Origin of the sequence: Aquibium sp. A9E412 (assembly GCF_030398335.1) — a bacterium.
Lineage (GTDB): Bacteria > Pseudomonadota > Alphaproteobacteria > Rhizobiales > Rhizobiaceae > A9E412.
The window spans coordinates 1-19,916 of sequence record NZ_JAOAOP010000026.1 but is presented as its reverse complement, the minus strand read 5'-3'; the positions used below and the strand labels follow the sequence as shown (position 1 = coordinate 19,916).

The 19,916-nt window shown below is 70.0% G+C and carries 20 protein-coding genes; 8 read left to right on the top strand and 12 right to left on the bottom strand.

Annotated elements, in window-relative coordinates:
- The first annotated feature begins 3 nt into the window (after nucleotides 1-3).
- The 4 genes from thrC to N1F89_RS11365 all read left to right on the top strand — a co-directional run bounded on the left by thrC (nucleotide 4) and on the right by N1F89_RS11365 (nucleotide 6,329).
- The gene (thrC, locus tag N1F89_RS11380; RefSeq protein WP_290084195.1) at nucleotides 4-1,416 is read left to right on the top strand and encodes a threonine synthase; all 1,413 of its coding nucleotides are present in this window, start codon (nucleotides 4-6) and stop codon (nucleotides 1,414-1,416) included.
- 6 nt (nucleotides 1,417-1,422) lie between these two features.
- On the top strand, nucleotides 1,423-2,715 hold the full coding sequence (locus N1F89_RS11375; protein ID WP_290084193.1) for a pitrilysin family protein: 1,293 nt from the start codon (nucleotides 1,423-1,425) through the stop codon (nucleotides 2,713-2,715).
- Nucleotides 2,716-2,843: 128 nt separating this feature from the next.
- Nucleotides 2,844-3,437 carry a GNAT family protein gene (locus tag N1F89_RS11370; protein WP_290084191.1) on the top strand — a complete coding sequence of 198 codons (594 nt, stop codon included), beginning with the start codon at nucleotides 2,844-2,846 and terminating at the stop codon, nucleotides 3,435-3,437.
- A 78-nt stretch (nucleotides 3,438-3,515) separates the two neighbouring features.
- Entirely contained in the window at nucleotides 3,516-6,329 is a 2,814-nt protein-coding gene (locus tag N1F89_RS11365; RefSeq protein WP_290084234.1) for an EAL domain-containing protein, read from the top strand.
- Here the strand turns inward: N1F89_RS11365 and N1F89_RS11360 are convergent.
- A complete protein-coding gene (locus N1F89_RS11360) occupies nucleotides 6,320-6,928 on the bottom strand; it encodes a YqgE/AlgH family protein (RefSeq protein WP_290084190.1) in 609 nt (202 codons plus the stop codon). The genes N1F89_RS11365 and N1F89_RS11360 overlap by 10 nt on opposite strands.
- A 141-nt stretch (nucleotides 6,929-7,069) precedes the next feature.
- Between N1F89_RS11360 and N1F89_RS11355 the strand changes: the two genes are divergently transcribed.
- On the top strand, nucleotides 7,070-7,861 hold the full coding sequence (locus N1F89_RS11355; RefSeq protein WP_290084188.1) for a protein-disulfide reductase DsbD domain-containing protein: 792 nt from the start codon (nucleotides 7,070-7,072) through the stop codon (nucleotides 7,859-7,861).
- A gap of 57 nt (nucleotides 7,862-7,918) precedes the next feature.
- Nucleotides 7,919-8,404 (top strand): peroxiredoxin, encoded by a 486-nt coding sequence (locus N1F89_RS11350; RefSeq protein WP_290084186.1) that lies wholly within the window; start codon nucleotides 7,919-7,921, stop codon nucleotides 8,402-8,404.
- Between the two features lie 15 nt (nucleotides 8,405-8,419).
- Here the strand turns inward: N1F89_RS11350 and rnhA are convergent, their stop codons facing one another.
- From rnhA to coxB, 11 genes are all read right to left on the bottom strand, one after another.
- A complete protein-coding gene (rnhA, locus tag N1F89_RS11345; RefSeq protein ID WP_290084184.1) occupies nucleotides 8,420-8,905 on the bottom strand; it encodes a ribonuclease HI in 486 nt (161 codons plus the stop codon).
- Complete coding sequence (locus tag N1F89_RS11340) at nucleotides 8,902-9,870, bottom strand: homoserine kinase (protein ID WP_290084182.1); 969 nt, start codon at nucleotides 9,868-9,870, stop codon at nucleotides 8,902-8,904. The genes rnhA and N1F89_RS11340 overlap by 4 nt, the downstream gene beginning before the upstream one ends.
- A gap of 11 nt (nucleotides 9,871-9,881) precedes the next feature.
- Nucleotides 9,882-10,892 (bottom strand): 4-hydroxy-3-methylbut-2-enyl diphosphate reductase, encoded by a 1,011-nt coding sequence (gene ispH, locus N1F89_RS11335; protein WP_290084180.1) that lies wholly within the window; start codon nucleotides 10,890-10,892, stop codon nucleotides 9,882-9,884.
- A gap of 70 nt (nucleotides 10,893-10,962) precedes the next feature.
- On the bottom strand, nucleotides 10,963-11,724 hold the full coding sequence (locus N1F89_RS11330) for an SURF1 family protein (RefSeq protein ID WP_290084178.1): 762 nt from the start codon (nucleotides 11,722-11,724) through the stop codon (nucleotides 10,963-10,965).
- Nucleotides 11,721-12,107 carry a DUF983 domain-containing protein gene (locus N1F89_RS11325; protein ID WP_290084177.1) on the bottom strand — a complete coding sequence of 129 codons (387 nt, stop codon included), beginning with the start codon at nucleotides 12,105-12,107 and terminating at the stop codon, nucleotides 11,721-11,723. The genes N1F89_RS11330 and N1F89_RS11325 overlap by 4 nt, the downstream gene beginning before the upstream one ends.
- 73 nt (nucleotides 12,108-12,180) lie before the next feature.
- Complete coding sequence (locus N1F89_RS11320; RefSeq protein ID WP_290084175.1) at nucleotides 12,181-13,053, bottom strand: cytochrome c oxidase subunit 3; 873 nt, start codon at nucleotides 13,051-13,053, stop codon at nucleotides 12,181-12,183.
- Between the two features lie 6 nt (nucleotides 13,054-13,059).
- Nucleotides 13,060-13,668: a cytochrome c oxidase assembly protein gene (locus N1F89_RS11315; protein WP_290084173.1), complete on the bottom strand. Its 609-nt coding sequence runs from the start codon at nucleotides 13,666-13,668 to the stop codon at nucleotides 13,060-13,062.
- A 7-nt stretch (nucleotides 13,669-13,675) separates the two neighbouring features.
- Nucleotides 13,676-13,831: a hypothetical protein gene (locus N1F89_RS11310; protein WP_290084171.1), complete on the bottom strand. Its 156-nt coding sequence runs from the start codon at nucleotides 13,829-13,831 to the stop codon at nucleotides 13,676-13,678.
- Nucleotides 13,832-13,835: 4 nt separating this feature from the next.
- Complete coding sequence (locus N1F89_RS11305) at nucleotides 13,836-14,780, bottom strand: heme o synthase (protein WP_290084169.1); 945 nt, start codon at nucleotides 14,778-14,780, stop codon at nucleotides 13,836-13,838.
- A gap of 69 nt (nucleotides 14,781-14,849) precedes the next feature.
- Entirely contained in the window at nucleotides 14,850-16,505 is a 1,656-nt protein-coding gene (gene ctaD, locus N1F89_RS11300; RefSeq protein ID WP_290084167.1) for a cytochrome c oxidase subunit I, read from the bottom strand.
- A 40-nt stretch (nucleotides 16,506-16,545) separates the two neighbouring features.
- On the bottom strand, nucleotides 16,546-17,412 hold the full coding sequence (gene coxB, locus N1F89_RS11295; RefSeq protein WP_290084165.1) for a cytochrome c oxidase subunit II: 867 nt from the start codon (nucleotides 17,410-17,412) through the stop codon (nucleotides 16,546-16,548).
- A gap of 349 nt (nucleotides 17,413-17,761) precedes the next feature.
- On the opposite strand from coxB, the gene N1F89_RS11290 reads away from it, so the two are divergent.
- Both N1F89_RS11290 and tldD read left to right on the top strand, forming a co-directional pair.
- Nucleotides 17,762-18,277, top strand: a complete 516-nt coding sequence (locus N1F89_RS11290; protein WP_290084163.1) for an invasion associated locus B family protein — start codon at nucleotides 17,762-17,764, stop codon at nucleotides 18,275-18,277.
- Between the two features lie 124 nt (nucleotides 18,278-18,401).
- The gene (tldD, locus tag N1F89_RS11285; protein ID WP_290084161.1) at nucleotides 18,402-19,817 is read left to right on the top strand and encodes a metalloprotease TldD; all 1,416 of its coding nucleotides are present in this window, start codon (nucleotides 18,402-18,404) and stop codon (nucleotides 19,815-19,817) included.
- Nucleotides 19,818-19,916 lie beyond the last annotated feature (99 nt).

Sequence of the window (19,916 nt, the reverse complement as noted above, 5' to 3'; positions counted from 1 at the left end):
TCGATGAAGTATGTCAGCACCCGCGGCGAAGCGCCCGCCCTCGGCTTCAGCGACGCGCTCTTGGCCGGGCTGGCGCGCGACGGCGGGCTCTACGTGCCGGAGGAATGGCCGCAGTTCGACGCGGCGGCGATCCGCGCGCTGCGCGGCCGGCCCTATGCGGAGGTCGCCGCGACGCTGCTCGCCCCCTTCGTCGGCGCGGAGATCGAGGACGCGACGTTCCGCCGCATCGTCGCCGAGGCCTACGCGCCGTTCCGCCACGCCGCGGTCTGCCCGCTGGTGCAGACGGCGCCGGGCGAGTTCGTGCTCGAGCTGTTTCACGGGCCGACGCTCGCCTTCAAGGACGTCGCCATGCAGTTGCTGGCGCGGCTGATGGACCACGTGCTGGCGGCGCGCGGCCAGCGCGCCACCATCGTCGGCGCCACCTCCGGCGACACCGGCGGCGCGGCGATCGAGGCGTTCTCCGGCAGCGCCCGCACCGACGTCTTCATCCTGTTTCCGCAGGGCCGCGTGTCGCCGGTGCAGCAGCGCCAGATGACGACGTCGGGCGCCGACAACGTGCATGCGCTGGCCGTCGAGGGCAATTTCGACGACTGCCAGGCGCTGGTGAAGGACATGTTCAACGACCACGGCTTCCGCGACCGGGTCGGCCTGTCCGGCGTCAACTCGATCAACTGGGCGCGCATCGTGGCCCAGATCGTCTACTACTTCACCGCCGGCGTGGCGCTCGGCGCGCCCGAGCGCGCCGTCTCCTTCACCGTGCCGACGGGCAATTTCGGCGACATCTTCGCCGGCTACGCCGCCAAGCGCATGGGCCTGCCGATCGAGCGCCTGGTGATCGCCACCAACGACAACGACATCCTCTGCCGCACGCTGCAGAGCGGGCGCTACGAGACGCGCGAGGTGGTCGCCACCACCTCGCCGTCGATGGACATCCAGGTGTCGTCCAACTTCGAGCGGCTGCTGTTCGAGGCCGGCGGGCGCGACAGCGCCCAGGTGCGCGGCGCCATGGCGAGCCTCAAGCAGTCGGGCGGCTTCGCGCTCGACGCCGCCGCGCTTGCGGCGATCCGGGCGGATTTCGCCGCCGGCCGCTGCACCACCGCCGAGGCGGCGGCGACGATCCGAACCGTCAGGCAGGACAGCGACTACCTGCTCGACCCGCACACCGCGACCGCGGTCAAGGCGGCGCGCGAGACGGCGCGGCCCGACACGCCGATGATCGTGCTGGCGACCGCCCATCCGGCCAAGTTTCCCGCCGCCGTGCGCGAGGCCGCCGGCATCGAGCCGGCGCTGCCGGACTGGCTGTCCGACCTGATGGTGCGCGAGGAACGCTTCACGGTCCTTCCATCGGACCTTAAAATGGTGGAGAATTGCATCGAGCGCCGGTCAAGAGCGCCGCGTCGGAGTACAGGGAGTTAAGCCCATATGGGAGTTGAGGTAAGCCGTCTGTCCAACGGCCTGACGGTCGCCACCGAAACCCTTCCGCACATCGAGTCCGTCGCCCTCGGCATCTGGGTGAAGTCGGGCTCGCGCAACGAGCGCGACGATGAGCACGGCATCGCGCATCTGCTCGAGCACATGGCCTTCAAGGGGACGGGCAAGCGCAGCGCCTGGCAGATCGCCACCGACATCGAGGATGTCGGCGGCGAGATCAACGCGGCGACCAGCGTGGAGACCACCGCCTTCTTCGCCCGCGTGCTGCGCGACGACGTGCCGCTGGCGATCGACATCCTCGCCGACATCCTGACGGACTCCAAGTTCGACCCGTCGGAGCTGGAGCGCGAGCAGCACGTCATCCTGCAGGAGATCGGCGCGGCGCACGACACGCCCGACGACATCGTCTTCGACCACTTCACCGAGACCGCCTTCCGCCACCAGGCGATCGGCCGCTCGATCCTCGGCACGCCGCAGACGGTCGAATCCTTCACCTCCGACCAGCTACGCGGCTTCCTCGAGCGCCAGTACGGCGCCGACCGCATGGTCGTCGTGGCGGCCGGCGGCGTCGATCACGAGCGCTTCGTGCGCGAGGTCGAGCAGCGGCTCGGCAGCTTCCGCAGCAAGTCGTCCGGCGCACTGCCGCAGTACTCGCACTATGTCGGCGGCGACTTCCGCGAGCACCGCGACCTGATGGACGCGCAGATCGTGCTCGGCTTCGAGGGCCGCGCCTACCACGTGCGCGACTTCTACGCCTCGCAGATCCTGTCGATGATCCTCGGCGGCGGCATGTCCTCGCGGCTGTTCCAGGAGGTGCGCGAGCGGCGCGGGCTGTGCTACTCGGTCTACGCCTTCCACTGGGGCTTTTCCGACAGCGGCATCTTCGGCATCCACGCCGCCACCGGCGAGAGCGACATTGCCGAGCTCGTGCCGGTCATCCTGTCGGAGCTGCAGAAGGCCGGCGAGAGGATCGGCCAGGACGAGCTCGACCGGGCGCGCGCGCAGTATCGCGCCGGCCTGATGATGTCGCGCGAGAACCCGGCGAGCCGCGCCTCGCAGATCGCCCGGCAGATGCTGCTCTACGGCCGGCCGATCGAGATCGAGGAGCTGATGGAGCGGCTGTCGGCGCTGTCGGTCGGCCGCCTCACCGACCTGTCGGAGCGGCTGTTCACCTCCAAGCCGACGGTCGCCGCCGTCGGGCCGGTCGGCACGCTGCCGGCTTTCGAGCAGATCAGCGACACGCTCTCGGTGACGCCGCCGGCGCTGCGCAAGCTCGCCGTCTAGGCCATGACGGCGATGGCTGTGCAGCGGTTCGCGGGCGACATCACGGCCCATCCGACGGATCCCGACGCCTGTCTGCGCGGCCAAGTGACGCCACTTGGCCGCGACAAGCCCTAGAGCCCTCGGGAGGCATGTTCGCGCTGCCCTTCTTCCGTCGCGACCAGCCGGCGCTCCGGGGACAGAACGTGTTCCTGCGCGCGCCGGCGGCCGAGGACTACGAGGAGTGGGCGGCGCTGCGGCGGCAGAGCCGCGGCTTCCTCGAGCCGTGGGAGCCGCGCTGGGCGCGCGACGAGCTCGACCGCTCCGCCTGGCGGCTGCGGCTCAGGCGCTACCGCGAGGAGCTCGACCGGGGCAGCGGCTACGCCTTCCTGATCTTCGAGACCGCCCAGGGCCGGCTCGTCGGCGGCATCTCGCTTGGCAACATCCGCCGCGGCGTCGCCCAGTCGGCGCAGATCGGCTACTGGATGGGCGAGCCCTATGCCGGCAAGGGCCTGATGCTCGAGGCGCTGCGGCTGGTCGTGCGCTTCGCCTTCCAGACGCTGCGGTTGCACCGCGTCGAGGCCGCCTGTATCCCGCGCAACACGCGTTCGGTCCGGCTGCTTGAAAAAGCCGGATTTCGGCGCGAAGGACTGTTGCGGTCCTATCTGAGGATCAACGACACCTGGCAGGACCACTGCCTTTATGCGCTCATTGCCGGGGAAGAGGCGGGACAGGATCGAGGCTGATCGGTGAGGGGAAGCTGCAAAACCGCCGCGCGCGTGCTGTGTGCGATCGCCGGGCTTTTCGCCCTTCTCGCCGCGGCGATGCCGGCCCAGGCCTTCGAACCGATCGCGATCGCGCGCGACGACGTGGCGCTCGACCTGTCCGACGCGGTCGAGATCTACCGCGACCAGGGCGAGAACTTCCAGGTCTCAACCGCGCCCGGCGCCGACGGCATCGTGCGGCGAATCGAGGTCGAGGCGCAGGGCGAGCGCTCGAGCGGCGACTGGGCGGTGTTCGCGCTCGCCAACACCACCGACCAGCAGCTCGACCGGCTGATCGTGGCGCCGCATTTCCGGCTGGTCGACTCGGGCCTGTGGGCCCCCGACCTCGGCTCCGAGCGGATCGCCGCCATCACTCCGTCGGAGGGCTTCGCGCTCGACCGGCAGGAAAGCGCCGACGCCGACGAGTTCCTGGTCACGCTCAACCCCGGCGCGGTCGTCACCTTCGTGGCCGAGCTGTCCTCGCCGCGCCTGCCGCAGGTCTATCTGTGGGATCCGGGCGCCTACAAGGACACCGTCAACGCCTACACGCTCTACCGCGGCATCGTCATCGGCATCGCCGGCCTGCTGGCGCTGTTCCTGACGATCCTGTTCGTCGTCAAGGGCACCTCGATGTTCCCGGCCACCGCCGCACTCGCCTGGGCGGTGCTCGCCTACATCTCGATCGACTTCGGCTTTCTCGCCAAGGTGATCGAGATCGCGCCGGGCAACGAGCAGATCTGGCGCGCCGGCACCGAGGTGGCGCTGGCCGCCACCATGGTGGTGTTCCTGTTCACCTATCTCAACCTCAACCGCTGGCACGACCATTTCAGCTACGGCGCGATGGCCTGGATGCTGATCCTGGCGATCATCGCGGCATTCGCCATCATCGACCCGTCGACGGCGGCCGGCGTGGCGCGGCTGTCCTTCGCCGCCACCGCGGTCGCCGGCGTCGGGCTGATCGTCTATCTCGGCATGCAGGGCTACGACCGGGCCGTCATGCTGGTGCCGAGCTGGGCGATGGTGCTGGTGTGGATCGCCGGCGCCTGGCTGGCGGTCACCGGCGGGCTGGAGAACGACATCGTCCAGCCGGCGCTCGGCGGCGGCCTGGTGCTGATCGTCCTTCTGATCGGCTTCACCGTCATGCAGCACGCGTTTGCCGGCGGCCAAGTCTTCCAGGGCCTGTTCAGCGACATGGAGCGCCAGGCGCTGGCGCTGACGGGGGCCGGCGACATCGTGTGGGACTGGGACGTGCCGCGCGACCGCGTGGTCACCCGGCCCGACATCAGCCGCCAGCTCGGCCTGGCGCCGCAGAGCCTCAGCGGCCCGGCGCGCGACTGGCTGCCGGCGCTGCACGCCGACGACCGCGACACCTTCCGCACCACGCTCGACGTCGTGCTGGAGCACCGCCGCGGCCGCATCGCCCAGAGCTTCCGGCTGCGCGGCGCCGACGGCCACTACCACTGGTTCGCGCTGCGCGCGCGGCCGGTGATCGGCTCCGACGGCGAGGTCATCCGCTGCGTCGGCACGCTGGTCGACGTGACCGAGCAGAAGATGGCCGAGGAGCGGCTGCTGCACGACGCCGTGCACGACAACCTGACCGGGCTGCCCAACCGCGAGCTCTTCCTCGGCCGGCTCGACGCCGTCACCGCCATCGCCAGGCAGCAGGACAGCGTGCGGCCGACCGTCATGGTCATCGACATCGACCGCTTCAAGCAGGTCAACGACGAGCTCGGCATCTCGGCCGGCGACACCATCCTTCTGACCATCGCGCGGCGGCTGCACCGGCTCTTGAAGCCGCACGACGCGTTGTCGCGGCTTTCCGGCGACCAGTTCGCCCTGCTTCTGTCGGAGCAGGACCCCGCCCGCATCGCCGCGATGGCCGACGCCGTGCGCCAGGCGATCAGCACGCCGATCACGTTTGCCAAGCGCGAGATCGTGCTGACCGCCTCGATCGGCCTGATCTCGTGGACCTCCGCACAGGGCTCTGCCGAGGAGATGGTCAAGGACGCCGAGCTCGCCATGTACCAGGCCAAGCGCTTCGGCGGCGACCGCATCGAGCCGTTCCGGCCGGCCTTCCGCTCGATCGGCACCGACCGGCTGCAGATCGAATCCGACCTGCGCCGCGCCATCGAGCGCTCCGAGCTGGTGCTCGTCTACCAGCCGATCGTGCGGCTGGAGGACGGCAGCATCGCCGGCTTCGAGGCGCTGCTGCGCTGGGAGCATCCGCGCCGCGGCACCATCGCGCCGGCCGACTTCATTCCCGTCGCCGAATCGAGCGGGCTGATCTCGCAGCTCGGCCTGTTCGCCATGCACCGGGCGGCGGAGGACCTGCGCGGCTGGCAGAAGCAGATCGGCGACGTGCCGTTGTCGGTCTCGGTCAACCTGTCGAGCCGCCAGCTCCTGCGGCGCGACCTGGTCAGCGACGTGCGCTCGGTGATCGCGCGCTCGGGCCTGGCGGCGCGCTGCTTCCGGCTCGAGCTCACCGAATCGCTGGTGATGGACAATCCCGAGCAGTCGGCGCACGTGCTGGAGAAGCTGAAGAAGCTCGGCATCGGCCTGTCGCTCGACGATTTCGGCACCGGCTACTCGTCGCTCGCCTATCTGACGCGCTTCCCCTTCGACACCATCAAGATCGACAAGAGCTTCGTCGACGACACCAGCGCCAAGCGCACGGTGCTGCTGAAGTCGATGGTCGGCATGGCGCACGAGCTCGGCCTGGCCGTCGTCGCGGAGGGCGTGTCGGAGGAGGACGACGCCGCGCAGCTGCGCGAGATGGGCTGCGAGTTCGTGCAGAGCTTCCTGTTCGGCCAGCCGGTGGCGGCCGAAGCCGCGCTCAAGCTCCTGCAGGAGCGCTATCCGCTCGCTCAGGCGTGACCGGCGAACTGGCTGAGATGCGTCGGGTCGATGCCGAGCGAGGCGAGGATGCGGTCGTATTTGCGCTCGATGTCGGCGTCGAACAGCAGCGCCGGCGTGGCCGGACAGGTGAGCCAGCCATTGTCGGCGATCTCGCTCTCGAGCTGGCCGGCGCCCCAGCCCGAATAGCCGAGCGCCATCAGCGCCTCGCGCGGGCCGGTGCCGGTGGAGATCGCCCGCAGGATGTCGACGGTCGCCGTCAGGCAGATCTCCTCGGAGACCGGCACGGAGGATTCCACCCGGTAGTCGGGCGTGTGCAGCACGAAGCCGCGGCTGCGGTCGACCGGCCCGCCGTTGCGCACGGGGAAGTCGCGCGCCCGCGGCGGCAGGCGGATCGCCTCGCTCTCGTCGAGCAGGCCGAGCTGGATCAGGATGTCGGGAAAGCCGAGCGGCTGGATCTGGTTGATGATCAGCCCCATCGCGCCGTCCTCGCTGTGCGCGCAGACATAGATGACGGAGCGCGCGAAGCGGTCGTCCCTCATGCCGGGCATGGCGATGAGGAAGTGGTTGTCGAGAAAGCCGCCGGTGCCCGGCTTTCCAATGTCGTCGAACGGCGTCATCACGGCGAGCCTAGCGTGTTTGCGGCGGGGGTGAAAGTGCCGGGGCGGCCGACGCGCCGCGCCCGGCGGTCACGGAAAAATGATGGCGGCGGGCCGCCGGTTCCATTGCCGGGCTGCGCCGGTGCGGCGAAAGTCGCCGCCATGCAGCTCGCCCGGCTTCTCCTCGCCCTGCCGCTTCTCGCCGCCGCCTCGCCCGCCGCCGGCGCGGCGAGCGCCTGGCACGAGACCGCCGGCGGCGCCGTGCGCCTCGTCACCGCGCCCGAGCCGGGCGAGGACGGGCGGCTGCGCGGCGCGCTCGAGATCCGCCTCGAGCCCGGCTGGAAGACCTATTGGCGCGACCCCGGCGGCACCGGCATCCCGCCACAGGTCACGCCGACGCCCGGCTCGGCCGCCGGCGCGGTGACCATCGGCTTTCCCCCGCCGGCCTATGTCGACGACGGCTACTCGGTGTGGCCGGGCTACGAGGAGAGCGTCGCGCTGCCGCTGACGATCGACATCGTGCGGGCCGACGCGCCGGTCGAGGCGACGGTCTTTCTCGGCATCTGCCAGACGATCTGCATTCCCGTGCAGGCGCGGCTTTCGGTCGAGCGGCAGGCGGCGAGCGACCCGCGCCACGCCATGGTGATCGACACCGCCTTCGCGCGGCTGCCGCAACCGGCGAGCGCGACGTTCGGCGTCACGCGGACGCGGCGCGAGGGCGACCGGCTGATCGTCGAGACCGCCCTGCCCGACGGCAGCGCCGACGCCGCGCTGTTCGTCGCCGGACGGCAAGGCTATCTGCTCGGCCGGCCCGAGGCGATCGACGGCCGGCCCGGTCGCTTCGCGGTGCCGGTGCTCGACGAACCGGCCGGCGCGCCGGCCGAGACGGCCGGCTTCCGCTACACGCTCGTCAACGGCCGCGCGGCCGTGGACGGACGGCTCGCCGAGCCCTAATTCTTTCCCGCGCGCCTGCCGCGCGCCCACCTCGACAAAAAAACGGAGACACATGCCATGACGATCTCGGTCGGCGACCGGATACCGGACGTGACGCTCAAGGTCATCGAGACCGACGGCAGGAAGGACACCGACACCGCCAGCTTCTTCGGTGGCCGCACGGTGGTGCTGTTCGGCGTGCCCGGCGCCTTCACGCCGACCTGCAGCAACAACCACCTGCCCGGCTATGTCGACAATTTCGACGCCATCCTGGCGCGCGGCGCCGACGCGGTGGCGGTGATCGCGGTCAACGATCCCTTCGTCATGCAGGCCTGGGCGCGCGAGACCGGCGCCGGCGACAAGATCGCCTTCCTGGCCGACGGCAACGCCGACTTCGCCCGGGCGACGGGCCTCGACACCGACCTGTCGGCCGGCGGGCTGGGGCTGCGCTCCAAGCGCTTCTCGATGATCGTCGCGGACGGAACGGTGAAGACGCTGAACATCGAGGATTCGCCGGGCCAGGCGGTGGAATCGGGCGCCGCGCGCATTCTCGAGCAGCTCTGAGGCCGCCCTCGCCTTTCAGCCGGCCGGGTCGACCGCGGCCCGGCCGTTCCTGCCGTTCCTGCCGTTCTTCTTGAACGGCGCCATGGCCAGCCGCGCCAGCTCGTCGGCCCGCTCGTTCTCGGGATGGCCGGCATGGCCCTTGAGCCAGTGCCAGGTGACCTTGTGGCGCTGCCGCGCCGCGTCGAGCGCCTGCCACAGCTCGGCATTCTTGACCGGCTTCTTGGCCGCCGTGCGCCAGCCGTTGCGCTTCCAGCCCTCGATCCACGAGGCGATGCCGTCGCGCACATAGATGGAGTCGGTGTAGAGATCGACCGTGCAGGGCCGCTTGAGCGCATTGAGCGCCTCGACCGCCGCCGTCAGCTCCATGCGGTTGTTGGTGGTCAGCGCCGCGCCGCCCGACAGCTCCCTGACCGTGCCGTCGTAGCGCAGCAGCGCGCCCCAGCCGCCCGGCCCCGGATTGCCCGAGCAGGCGCCGTCGGTGAAGATCTCGACGGTCTTCACGCCGGCACCACGCCGTATTCGGTGGGCGAGGCGATCTGTCGGTGAAAGCGCATGCGGCGGACGTACTCCATGGGGTCGCGCTTCTGCACCAGCGCGCCGTCGGGGATGGTGAGCCAGTCGTACAGGCGGGTGAGCATGAAGCGCAGCGCCGAACCGCGGGCGAGCAGCGGCAGCGCGTCGATCTCGGCGGCCGACAGCGCGCGCACCTCCTGGTAGCCGGCGAGCAGCGCGGTGCCCTTGGTCAGGTTGAAGGCGTGGTCCTTCTCGAAGCACCAGGCGTTGAGGCAGGTCGCCACGTCATAGGCGTAGAGGTCGTCGCAGGCGAAATAGAAGTCGATCAGCCCCGACACCGCGCCGCCGAGGAAGAACACGTTGTCGGGAAACAGGTCGGCATGCACGATGCCCGCCGGCAGGTCGCGCGGCCAGCCGGCTGCGAGCGCGGCGAAATCGCGCTCGACCTCGGCCGCCAGGCCGGGCTCGACCTCGTCGGCGCGGTCCTCCGCCATCGCCCACAGCCTGCGCATGCCCTTCAGGCCGAGCGCGTTGTCGCGACGCATGGGAAAGTCGGCGCCGGCCAGGTGCAGTTCGGCCAGCGCGCGGCCCACCGCGCGGCAGTGCTGCGGCTGCGGCCGGCGCATCCACATGCCCTCGAGAAAGGTGATGAGCGCGGCCGGCCGGCCGGCGAGCCGGCCGATCACCGCGCCGTCGCGCCGGCGCACGGGCAGCGGGCAGGACACACCCTTGCGCGCCAGATGCTCCATCAGGCCGAGGAAGAACGGCAGGTCGCGCTCCTCCACGCGGCGCTCGTAGAGCGTCAGGATGAAGGACCCGGCCTGCGTGTGCAGCAGGTAGTTGGAGTTCTCCGAGCCCTCGGCGATGCCCTTGTAGGACATGAGCCCGCCCACGTCGTAGGCGGCGAGAAAGTCTTCCAGCTCGGTTTCCGAGACGTCGGTGTAGACGGCCATGGCGTGCCGGGTCAGCCGTCGCCGTTGACGAAGGCCATGTCCTGGCGCGTCAGCTCAACGTCGCGCAGCGCGCGCATGACGGGAAAGTTCTCCGTCTCCTCGGCCGTCACGACAGGCTCGACGTCGACGGCGTAGCGCTCGGCGAAGGCGTCGATGATCTCCTCGACGATGATCTCCGGCGCCGAGGCGCCGGCCGACAGCCCGAGCACGGAGATCGGGCCGAGCGTGTCCCACGGAATGTCGGCGGCGCGCTGCACCAGCATGGCGCGGCCGGCGCCGGCCCGTTCGGCGACCTCGACCAGGCGGCGCGAATTGGACGAGTTCGGCGCGCCGACGACGAGGAAGAGGTCGGCGCCGGTCGCCGTCTCCTTGACCGCCTCCTGGCGGTTGGTGGTGGCGTAGCAGATCGATTCGGCCGCCGGCGCCTGGATGTCGGGAAAGCGCGCCTCGAGCGCCTCGATGATCGCCGCGGTGTCGTCGAGCGACAGCGTCGTCTGGGTGACGAAGCCGAGTGCTGCACCGGCCGGTGGCGCGAAGCGCTCGGCATCGGCCACCGTCTCGATCAGCGACACCGCGCCCTCGGGAAGCTGGCCCATGGTGCCGATCACCTCGGGATGGCCGGCATGGCCGACGAGCAGCACGTGGCGGCCGAGCCGGCGATGGCGCATCGCCTGCTTGTGCACCTTGGAGACCAGCGGGCAGGTGGCGTCGAGATAGAACAGCTTGCGCGCCTCGGCGTCGGCCGGCACCGATTTCGGCACGCCGTGCGCGGAGAACACCACCGGGCACTCGCGATGCTCGGCCGGGATCTCCGACAGCTCCTCGACGAACACGGCGCCGCGCGCCTGCAGACCTTCGACCACGTAGCGGTTGTGCACGATCTCGTGGCGCACATAGACCGGCGCGCCGTATTTCTTGAGCGCCAGCACGACGATCTGGATCGCCCGGTCGACGCCGGCGCAAAAGCCGCGCGGCGTGCACAGCCTCACCTTCAGCCTGGTTTTCTGCGTCGTGTCGAGCATGGTCCTGCCTGGTCCCGGTCGCGCCTGACATGAGGGCGGCGGGCCGCCCCTGTCAAGGGCGGCGCGGCGGTCAGCCGCGCCCGGCACGGCTGCCCCGCAGCCACACGAAGACGACGGCGACGAGCGCCAGCGCCAGGCCGTACCAGGTGATGGCGTATTGCAGGTGGCTGTTGGGAAAGGCGATGCGCGTCACCCCGCCGACCGGCAGCGCGGCCGCGCCGCCCGGCCCGGCATCGACGAAGAACGGCACGGTGTCGGCCGGATCGAGCGCCGCGGCACGCACCATGGCCGGCCATTCCTTCCAGTAGTAGGTGCCGTCGGCGGGCGCGTTGTCGGGCACCAGCGCGCCCGGCTTGCCGCGCGGCGCGCTGCGCGCCAGCCCCTCGATCGCGACCGTGCCTTCGGGCTGCGAGCCCGGCCGCGTCGCCGGGTCGCGCCGGTCGTAGGGCACGAAGCCGCGGTTGACGATCACGGTGTCGCCGAAGGGGGCGGCCCGGTCGAGGACGAGCGGCGTGTAGACGTGCCAGCCCGACTGGCCGGCCTCGGTCGCCAGCACGTACATCTCGCGCTCGTGCAGGAAGCGGCCCGCGAGCCTCACCGGCGTGTAGTCGAGCGCCTGCGGCTCGCCGAGCCGTGCTGCGAGATCGGCGAGCGCGACGGGCGGCTGCGCCACGCGCGCGTCGACCCGCGCGATCAGCGCCTCCTTCCAGGCGAGCCGCTGCACCTGCCAGGTGCCGAGGCCGAGCAGCACGACGAGCATCACGCCGGCCGCCGCCAGCACCAGCCAGACGCGGCGGCCGTCCGCCGCGGCGCTGCGCGCGGGATCGGTCATCGGCGGGTGTCCAGACGCCCCTCGGCGGCCTTATTGCGGTATTGCAGGCCGATCATCAGCCCCTTCACGAGGCGCAGCGCCACCAGGCTGGCGGCGACGATCAGCGGTGTCCACAGCAGGAAGTGGACCCACAGCGGCGGCGCCAGCGTGACCTCGAGCCACAGCGCCAGGCCGACGACGACAAAGCCGATGATCAGGATGACGAAGACCGCCGGCCCATCGCCGGCGTCGGCGAAGCCGTAGTCGAGCCCGCAATTGGAACAGCGGCTGCCGACGCCCAGGAAGCCGTCGAACAGCCGCCCCTCGCCGCAGCGCGGGCAGCGCCCGCGCAGCCCGGCGCTCGCCGGGTCGACCGAAGGCCAGGTCGCCTTGTCGTCGTCCATGGTCGCTCACCGCCGGTTGGCGTTGCGGCGGCCGGACGGTCCGGCCGCCGGGGCACGCGGGCGGCGCGCCCGGTCAGTGGATCGGCGCGCCCGCCGATGCCCACACATAGATGCTGGCGAACAGGAACAGCCACACCACGTCGACGAAGTGCCAGTACCAGGCCGCCGCCTCGAAGCCGAAGTGCTTGTCCGGCGTGAAGTGGCCGGCCAGCGCCCGGATCAGGCAGACGATCAGGAAGATGGTGCCGATGATGACGTGGAAGCCGTGGAAGCCGGTCGCCATGAAGAAGGTCGCGCCGTAGATCGAATCCTTGAAGGCGAACGGCGCCACCATGTACTCGTAGCCCTGCACGAAGGTGAACAGCAGGCCGAGCGCGACGGTCAGCCCCAGACCCCAGACCAGGCCGCGCCGGTCGTTCTCGAGCAGCGCGTGGTGCGCCCAGGTCACCGTGGTGCCCGACAGAAGCAGGATGATCGTGTTGTAGAGCGGCAGGTGGAAGGGGTCGAGCACCTCGATGCCGGCCGGCGGCCAGGTGCCGCCGGTGTGCTCGACGCGCGCCACCTGCGTGGGGTCGCCGGGGAACAGGCTGGCGTCGAAGAAGGCCCAGAACCAGGCGACGAAGAACATCACCTCCGAGGCGATGAACATGATCATGCCGTAGCGCAGGTGCAGCGACACGACCTGCGTGTGATGGCCCTCGCGCGATTCCTTCACCGTGTCGGACCACCAGCCGTACATGGTGTAGAGCACGATCGCCAGGCCGATGAAGAACAGCCACGGATTGGCGAGCTCGAGGCCGAACACCGGCAGCGAGCGGCCGTTGATCGCCTGCATCCACACGATGCCGCCGAACGCCATGACCAGCGCGCCGAGCGCGCCGAGCGCCGGCCACGGGCTGGGATCGACCAGATGGTAGTCGTGGTGCTTTGCGTGCGTGTCGGCCATGTTCAATCAACCCCCGAGATCGTTTCGGCCGGCCGCGGATGCCTCCGACGCGGCGGCCACTGGTTCATCCCCGTCTTTCGGGAAAAAGGTGTAGGACAGCGTGATGGTCTCGACATGCGCCAGGTCCGGCACGTCGACGATGTCGGGGTCGATGTAGAAGACGACCGGCATCTCCATGCTCTCGCCCGGCGCCAGCTCGGTCTCGGTGAAGCAGAAGCACTCGACCTTGTTGAAGTAGGCACCCGCCAGCGCCGGCGCGACGTTGAACGTCGCCGTGCCGCGGGTCGGCGCGGTGAAGGTGTTCCTGGCGGTGTAGCGCGCCTCGACCGTCTCGCCGATCGGCATCGAGACCGAGCGCGCGACCGGCTTGAACTCCCACGGCAGGCCGCCGGCGGTGTTGGCGTCGAAGCGCACCGTGATCTGGCGGTCGAGCACGCGGTCGGAATACTGCGTGACGCGCTGCGTGGTGCCGCCATAGCCGGTGACGCGGCAGAACAGGTCGTAGAGCGGCACGGCCGCATAGGCCATGCCGACCATGCCGACGAACACGCCGAGGCAGACACCGGCGACCGCCAGGTTGCTGCGCTGTGCCTTGTCGGGGGTGGTGCCGCTCATGGCTGCCTCACATCGGCCGGCTGAGGATGGCGGGGCCGAGCTTGGCCACGCTGCCCAGATAGACGAGGATGACGAAGGCCGCCAGCGCCAGCGCCAGGGCGATCGAGCGATTGCGGCGCGCCTTGAGCTGCGCCTCCGTCGGCTTGACGAGGTCGTGTTTCATGACGTCAGACCCAGGGCCCCGGGATCAGCCGCGCGGCCACGGCATCGGCCATCAGCGCGGCGAACAGGGCGAACAGATAGAGAAGCGAATAGGCGAACAGCGCCTTGGCCGGCTTCATGGCCCGGTCGCTGTCGGCCATGGCGAGAACGCGCCAGGCGCGGTGCACGAAGCCGGCGCCGAGCAGCAGCGCGACCACCCCGTAGGCGGGGCCGGCCAGCCCGGTAGCGACCGGCAGCAGCCCGCTCACGGCCGTCAGCACCGTGTAGACGAAGATCTGCCGCCGGGTGGCGCGCGCGCCCGACACGTTGGGCATCATCGGCACGCCGGCCCGGCCGTACTCCTCGGCCTTGAACAGCGCCAGCGCCCAGAAGTGCGGCGGCGTCCACAGGAAGATGATGAGGAACATCAGCAGGCTGTCGAGGCTGACCGTGCCGGTCGCCGCGGCCCAGCCGATCACCGGCGGCAGCGCGCCGGCCGCCCCGCCGATGACGATGTTCTGCTCGGTCGAGCGCTTCAGCCACATCGTGTAGACGACGGCGTAGAAGACGATGGTGAAGGCGAGCAGCGCCGCCGCCAGCCAGTTCGCCATCAGGCCGAGGGTGACGACGGCGAACGCCGACAGCACCAGACCGAAGGCGAGCGCCTCACCCGGCGCGACGCGGCCGGCTGGCACGGGGCGGCTGGCGGTGCGCCCCATCACGGCGTCGATGTCGGCGTCGTACCACATGTTGAGCGCGCCCGAGGCGCCGGCGCCCACCGCGATCGCCAGCACCGCGATGACGGCGATCAGCGGGTTCGGCGTCGCCGGCGCGCTGATCAGCCCGACGAAGGCGGTGAAGACCACGAGCGACATGACGCGCGGCTTGAGCAGCGTCACGAAGTCGCCGGCCGTCGCTTCGGACAGGCCGGGCGCGGATCGCTCCATATGGTCGGTGTCGGCGAGCGCCATGGCTTTGTCGGTCGTCCCGTTGGTTGCGCGCCCGCCGGCGGGCGGCGGGCGCGGGTTCGTCTCGCTGCCTCAGGTGATCCGGGGCAGCTTCTCCCACTGGTGGAAGGGCGGCGGCGAGGGAAGCTGCCACTCCAGCGTGGTGGCGCCCTCGCCCCACGGATTGGCCCCGGCGACGCGCTTCTTCATGAAGGCGTCGACCACGCCGTAGAGGAACACCAGCACGCCGATCGCCGACAGGTAGGAGCCGTAGGACGACACCATGTTCCAGCCGGCAAAGGCATCCGGATAGTCGATGTAGCGGCGCGGCATGCCGGCGAGCCCGAGGAAGTGCTGCGGGAAGAACACCAGGTTGACGCCGATGAACATCGTCCAGAAGTGGATGCGCGCGATGAGCGGCGAGTACATGTAGCCGGTCATCTTGGGGAACCAGTAGTACCAGGCCGCGAAGATGGCGAAGACGGCGCCGAGCGACAGCACGTAGTGGAAGTGGGCGACCACGTAGTAGGTGTCGTGCATGGCGCGGTCGAGGCCGGCATTGGCGAGCTGCACGCCCGTCACGCCGCCCACGGTGAACAGGAAGATGAAGCCGATCGCCCACAGCATCGGCGTGCGGAAGCTGATCGAGCCGCCCCACATGGTGGCGATCCACGAGAAGATCTTCACGCCGGTCGGCACCGCGATGACCATCGTGGCGAACACGAAGTAGCGCTGCGTGTCGAGCGCCAGGCCGGCGGTGTACATGTGGTGCGCCCACACCACGAAGCCGACGGCGCCGATCGCCACCATGGCGTAGGCCATGCCGAGATAGCCGAAGATCGGCTTGCGCGAGAAGGTCGACACGATGTGGCTGACGATGCCGAAGCCGGGCAGGATCAGGATGTAGACCTCGGGATGACCGAAGAACCAGAACAGATGCTGGTAGAGCACCGGATCGCCGCCGCCCTCGGGCGTGAAGAAGGTGGTGCCGAAGTTGCGGTCGGTCAGCAGCATGGTGATGGCGCCCGCCAGAACCGGCAGCGACAGCAGCAGCAGGAAGGCGGTAATCAGCACCGACCAGGCGAACAGCGGCATCTTGTGCAGCGTCATGCCCGGCGCGCGCATGTTGAAGATGGTGGTGATGAAGTTGATCGCACCGAGGATCGACGAGGCGCCGGCGATGTGCAGCGACAGGATGGCGAAGTCCATCGCCGGACCCGGCTGGCCGGTCGTCGAATAGGGCGGATAGATGGTCCAGCCGCCGCCGACGCCGTAGGCGCCGGGCGCGGACGGCATGAACATCGAGATCAGCAGCAGGATGAAGGCCGGCGGCAGGAGCCAGAACGAGATGTTGTTCATGCGCGGGAACGCCATGTCCGGCGCGCCGATCATGATCGGCACCATCCAGTTGGCGAAGCCGCCGATCAGCGCCGGCATCACCATGAAGAAGATCATGATCAGGCCGTGCGCCGTCGTGAAGACGTTGTACATCTGCTTGCCGGCATCGAGGGCCGCGCCGCCCTCCACGCCGTAGACCATGGCCGCCAGGCCGTGGAAGATCTGGATGCCCGGCTCGGCGAGCTCCCAGCGCATCATGATCGACAGGAAGCCGCCAATCAGGCCCGCGATGATCGCGAAGATCAGGTAGAGCGTGCCGATGTCCTTGTGGTTGGTCGAATAGACCCAGCGCACCCAGCCTTTGTAGGGCTTGTGCTCGCCATGGGCCTCGTTGGTCGCAGCGCCTGCCATGTCTCTAACGCTCCATCTCGTGTTGGGCCGCGGGCCGGGCCTACTCGGCCGCGGCAGCCATCTTGTCGGGGCCGTCGACCGCGGCCATCAGCGCCCGGTTGGCGCCGGCCAGGTCGTCGGCGGCCGCGCCTGCCCACTGCTGATACTGCTCCTGCGAGACCACCCGGATGGCGATCGGCATGTAGGCGTGATCCTTGCCGCACAGCTCCGAGCACTGGCCGTAGAACAGGCCCTCGCGCTCGGCCTTGAACCAGGCCTCCTCGATGCGGCCGGGAATGGCGTCGATCTTGATGCCGAAGGCCGGCATGGCGAAGGAGTGGATGACGTCGCCGGCGGTCACCAGGACGCGCACGGTGGTGTCGACAGGCACGACGACCTCGTTGTCGACCGCCAGCAGCCGCGGATAGAGCGCCTTGTCCTCCTTGCCGAGCTCGGCACGGTCCTCCTCCTGCATCATCAGCGAGGAGAAGCTGATCTCCTGCTCGTCCTGATACTCGAAGTCCCAGTACCACTGCAGGCCGGTCGCCTTGATGGTGATCTCCGGGTCCTCCGGCGGCGTGTACTGCGCCGTGAGAAGCTGGAACGACGGCACCGCCAGGAACAGCAGCACGACCACCGGGCCGACGGTCCAGATGACCTCGATCATGGTGTTGTGGCTGGTGCGCGAGGGCGTCGGGTTGGCGCTGGCGCGGTAGCGCACGACGCACCATCCCAGAAGCGCCAGCACGAGCAGCGTGATCGGTCCGATGAACCACAGCGTGTAGGCCTCGAACCAGCGGATCTGGCGCATGATGTCGGTGGCCGCCGGCTGCAGGTCCATCTGCCAGTCCACCGGCTGGGCGGCAAAAGCACCGGTCGCAGCGACAATGGCGGCGCCAGCAGCGAGGCTCGCTAGGAACGTTCTCATCACCCTCACAATCTCCCGGGTCGACACGGCGGCGGCAGGAAGCCGAGACTGCGCTTCGGCCGCATGCGGGGCCGTGGCCGTTCTCGTTCGCCCGCGTTCAAACCATACTCTCATGCGAACCGCAAGAAAGGGGTGGTACGCCGGATGCGGCATTTTTGCGCGCGGCAGCGGCAGCCGCGGCGCGTTTTGCCGGAGCGCCCGGGACGCCGGCGGCGAGCGACGCTGCGTCAGTCCAATTTCGGTCGAATTTGCCGCCGAGGCTGCCCTCGTCCCGCCGCGCCGGCGGACGGGGCTTTCCTTGCGCGGCGTTCTTGGCGAGATTGGTCGCGCTGATTCGCCGGGAGTGGACATGATTTCGACACGCATCGCGTCGCGCCTTTCGGCCGCGTTCCTGCTCGCGGCCGCGGCCGCCCTGCCGCCCGCCGCCGCCCAGCAGGGCGGCACGGTGCGCTCGACCCACGGCGCCTGGTCGATCATCTGCGACACGCCGCCCGGCGCCTCGAGCGAGCAGTGCGCGATGATGCAGAACGTGGTCGCCGAGGACCGTCAGGAGATCGGCCTGTCGGTGGTGGTGCTGCGCACGGCCGACCAGAAGGCGGAGATCCTGCGCGTCCTGGCGCCGCTCGGCGTGCTGCTGCCCAACGGGCTCGGCCTCAACGTCGACGGGCGCGACATCGGCCGGGCCTATTTCGTGCGCTGCTTCCAGGACGGCTGCTACGCCGAGGTGATCCTCGAGGAGCAGCTCGTCGAGACGCTGAGCACCGGCGACCAGGCGACCTTCATCGTCTTCCAGACGCCGGAGGAGGGAATCGGCATTCCCGTCGAGCTCGACGGCTTCGCCGAGGGCTTCGCCGCCCTGCCCTGACCGCCGGCCGGGCGCGCGCCGACGGCCGCGCGGCCTTGATTGCGCGGCGCGGCGACCCAATCTCCCCCCGAAGGCACGGCAACAAACGGCAGCCGGCGCGCGCCGGCGGGAACGGGATCAGGCGATGAAGGACAGGCTGACGACGGCGTTCGACTGCTCGCAGGAGCGCATCCGGCAGATGGTGGGCGAGGCGGTCTCGGGCGCCGACGACGGCGAGCTCTTCCTCGAGTACCGCGAGGGCGAGGCGCTGGTCTTCGACAACGGCCGGCTGAAGACGGCGACCTTCAACACCGACTCGGGCTTCGGCCTGCGCGCGGTGGCCGGCGAGGCGACCGGCTACGCCCATTCGAGCGAGATGTCGGAAGCCGCGCTGCGGCGCGCCGTCGACGCGGTGTCGACGGTCAAGCACGGCCATTCCGGCCGGCTCGCCGAGCCGCCGGCCGGCACCAACCGCAAGCTCTACGGCGAGATCAACCCGATCGCCACGCCGGCCTTCGACGAGAAGGTGCGGCTTCTGCAGGAGATCGACGCCTGGCTCAGGGCGCGCGACCCGCGCGTGCGCCAGGTGACCGCCTCGCTGGCCGCCTCGTGGCAGCGCGTCGAGATCGTCCGCGCCGACGGCCGGCTGGCCGAAGACGTGCGCCCGCTGGTGCGCGTCAACGTGTCGGTCGTCGTCGGCGAGGGCGACCGGCAGGAAACCGGCTCGCACGGGATGGGCGGGCGCAAGGCGTTCGGCGACTTCGTCGCCGAGGACTCCTGGCGCTTCGCCGCCGAGGCGGCGCTGCGCCAGGCGCTGGTCAATCTCGAGGCGAAGCCGGCGCCGGCCGGCACCTTCGACGTGGTGCTGGCCAATGGCTGGCCGGGCGTGATGCTGCACGAGGCGGTCGGCCACGGGCTGGAAGGCGACTTCAACCGCAAGAAGACCTCCGCCTTCGCCGGGCTGATGGGCGAGCAGGTGGCCGCCAGGGGCGTCACCGTCGTCGACGACGGCACGATCGCCGAGCGGCGCGGCTCGCTGACCATCGACGACGAGGGCACGCCGTCGGGCCGCAACGTGCTGATCGAGGACGGCCGGCTGGTCGGCTACATGCAGGACCGGCAGAACGCGCGGCTGATGGGCATGCAGGCGACCGGCAACGGGCGCCGCGAATCCTACGCGCACGAGCCGATGCCGCGCATGACCAACACCTTCATGACGGCCGGCGACAAGGACCCGCAGGAGATCATCGCCTCGGTCGACCGCGGCATCTACGCGGTGTCCTTCGGCGGCGGCCAGGTCGACATCACCTCGGGCAAGTTCGTGTTCGGCTGCACCGAGGCCTACATGATCGAGAACGGCAAGGTGACGCATCCCGTGCGCGGCGCGATGCTGATCGGCAACGGTCCAGACGCCATGCACCGGGTGACGATGATCGGCAACGACATGGCGCTCGACACCGGCATCGGCATGTGCGGCAAGGCCGGCCAGGGCGTGCCGGTCGGCGTCGGCCAGCCGCACCTCAAGATGGAGCGCATGACGGTCGGCGGCACGCAGACCTGACGGCGGGCGCAAGCCACCGATTCAAGGCCGCTATAATGCGTCGCCTCGATCTTAAAGTTTTGCCGCCGAAACTATAATTTCCTGCGGTCGGCACGGCCC

Excerpts from the sequence above, each read along its gene's own strand:
- thrC (WP_290084195.1), top strand. The coding sequence starts at position 4 with ATGAAGTATGTCAGCACCCGCGGCGAAGCGCCCGCCCTCGGCTTCAGC.
- N1F89_RS11375 (WP_290084193.1), top strand. The coding sequence starts at position 1,423 with ATGGGAGTTGAGGTAAGCCGTCTGTCCAACGGCCTGACGGTCGCCACC.
- N1F89_RS11370 (WP_290084191.1), top strand. The coding sequence starts at position 2,844 with ATGTTCGCGCTGCCCTTCTTCCGTCGCGACCAGCCGGCGCTCCGGGGA.
- N1F89_RS11365 (WP_290084234.1), top strand. The coding sequence starts at position 3,516 with ATGCCGGCCCAGGCCTTCGAACCGATCGCGATCGCGCGCGACGACGTG.
- N1F89_RS11360 (WP_290084190.1), bottom strand. The coding sequence starts at position 6,928 with ATGACGCCGTTCGACGACATTGGAAAGCCGGGCACCGGCGGCTTTCTC.
- N1F89_RS11355 (WP_290084188.1), top strand. The coding sequence starts at position 7,070 with ATGCAGCTCGCCCGGCTTCTCCTCGCCCTGCCGCTTCTCGCCGCCGCC.
- N1F89_RS11350 (WP_290084186.1), top strand. The coding sequence starts at position 7,919 with ATGACGATCTCGGTCGGCGACCGGATACCGGACGTGACGCTCAAGGTC.
- N1F89_RS11340 (WP_290084182.1), bottom strand. The coding sequence starts at position 9,870 with ATGGCCGTCTACACCGACGTCTCGGAAACCGAGCTGGAAGACTTTCTC.
- ispH (WP_290084180.1), bottom strand. The coding sequence starts at position 10,892 with ATGCTCGACACGACGCAGAAAACCAGGCTGAAGGTGAGGCTGTGCACG.
- N1F89_RS11330 (WP_290084178.1), bottom strand. The coding sequence starts at position 11,724 with ATGACCGATCCCGCGCGCAGCGCCGCGGCGGACGGCCGCCGCGTCTGG.
- N1F89_RS11325 (WP_290084177.1), bottom strand. The coding sequence starts at position 12,107 with ATGGACGACGACAAGGCGACCTGGCCTTCGGTCGACCCGGCGAGCGCC.
- N1F89_RS11320 (WP_290084175.1), bottom strand. The coding sequence starts at position 13,053 with ATGGCCGACACGCACGCAAAGCACCACGACTACCATCTGGTCGATCCC.
- N1F89_RS11315 (WP_290084173.1), bottom strand. The coding sequence starts at position 13,668 with ATGAGCGGCACCACCCCCGACAAGGCACAGCGCAGCAACCTGGCGGTC.
- N1F89_RS11310 (WP_290084171.1), bottom strand. The coding sequence starts at position 13,831 with ATGAAACACGACCTCGTCAAGCCGACGGAGGCGCAGCTCAAGGCGCGC.
- N1F89_RS11305 (WP_290084169.1), bottom strand. The coding sequence starts at position 14,780 with ATGGCGCTCGCCGACACCGACCATATGGAGCGATCCGCGCCCGGCCTG.
- ctaD (WP_290084167.1), bottom strand. The coding sequence starts at position 16,505 with ATGGCAGGCGCTGCGACCAACGAGGCCCATGGCGAGCACAAGCCCTAC.
- coxB (WP_290084165.1), bottom strand. The coding sequence starts at position 17,412 with ATGAGAACGTTCCTAGCGAGCCTCGCTGCTGGCGCCGCCATTGTCGCT.
- N1F89_RS11290 (WP_290084163.1), top strand. The coding sequence starts at position 17,762 with ATGATTTCGACACGCATCGCGTCGCGCCTTTCGGCCGCGTTCCTGCTC.
- tldD (WP_290084161.1), top strand. The coding sequence starts at position 18,402 with ATGAAGGACAGGCTGACGACGGCGTTCGACTGCTCGCAGGAGCGCATC.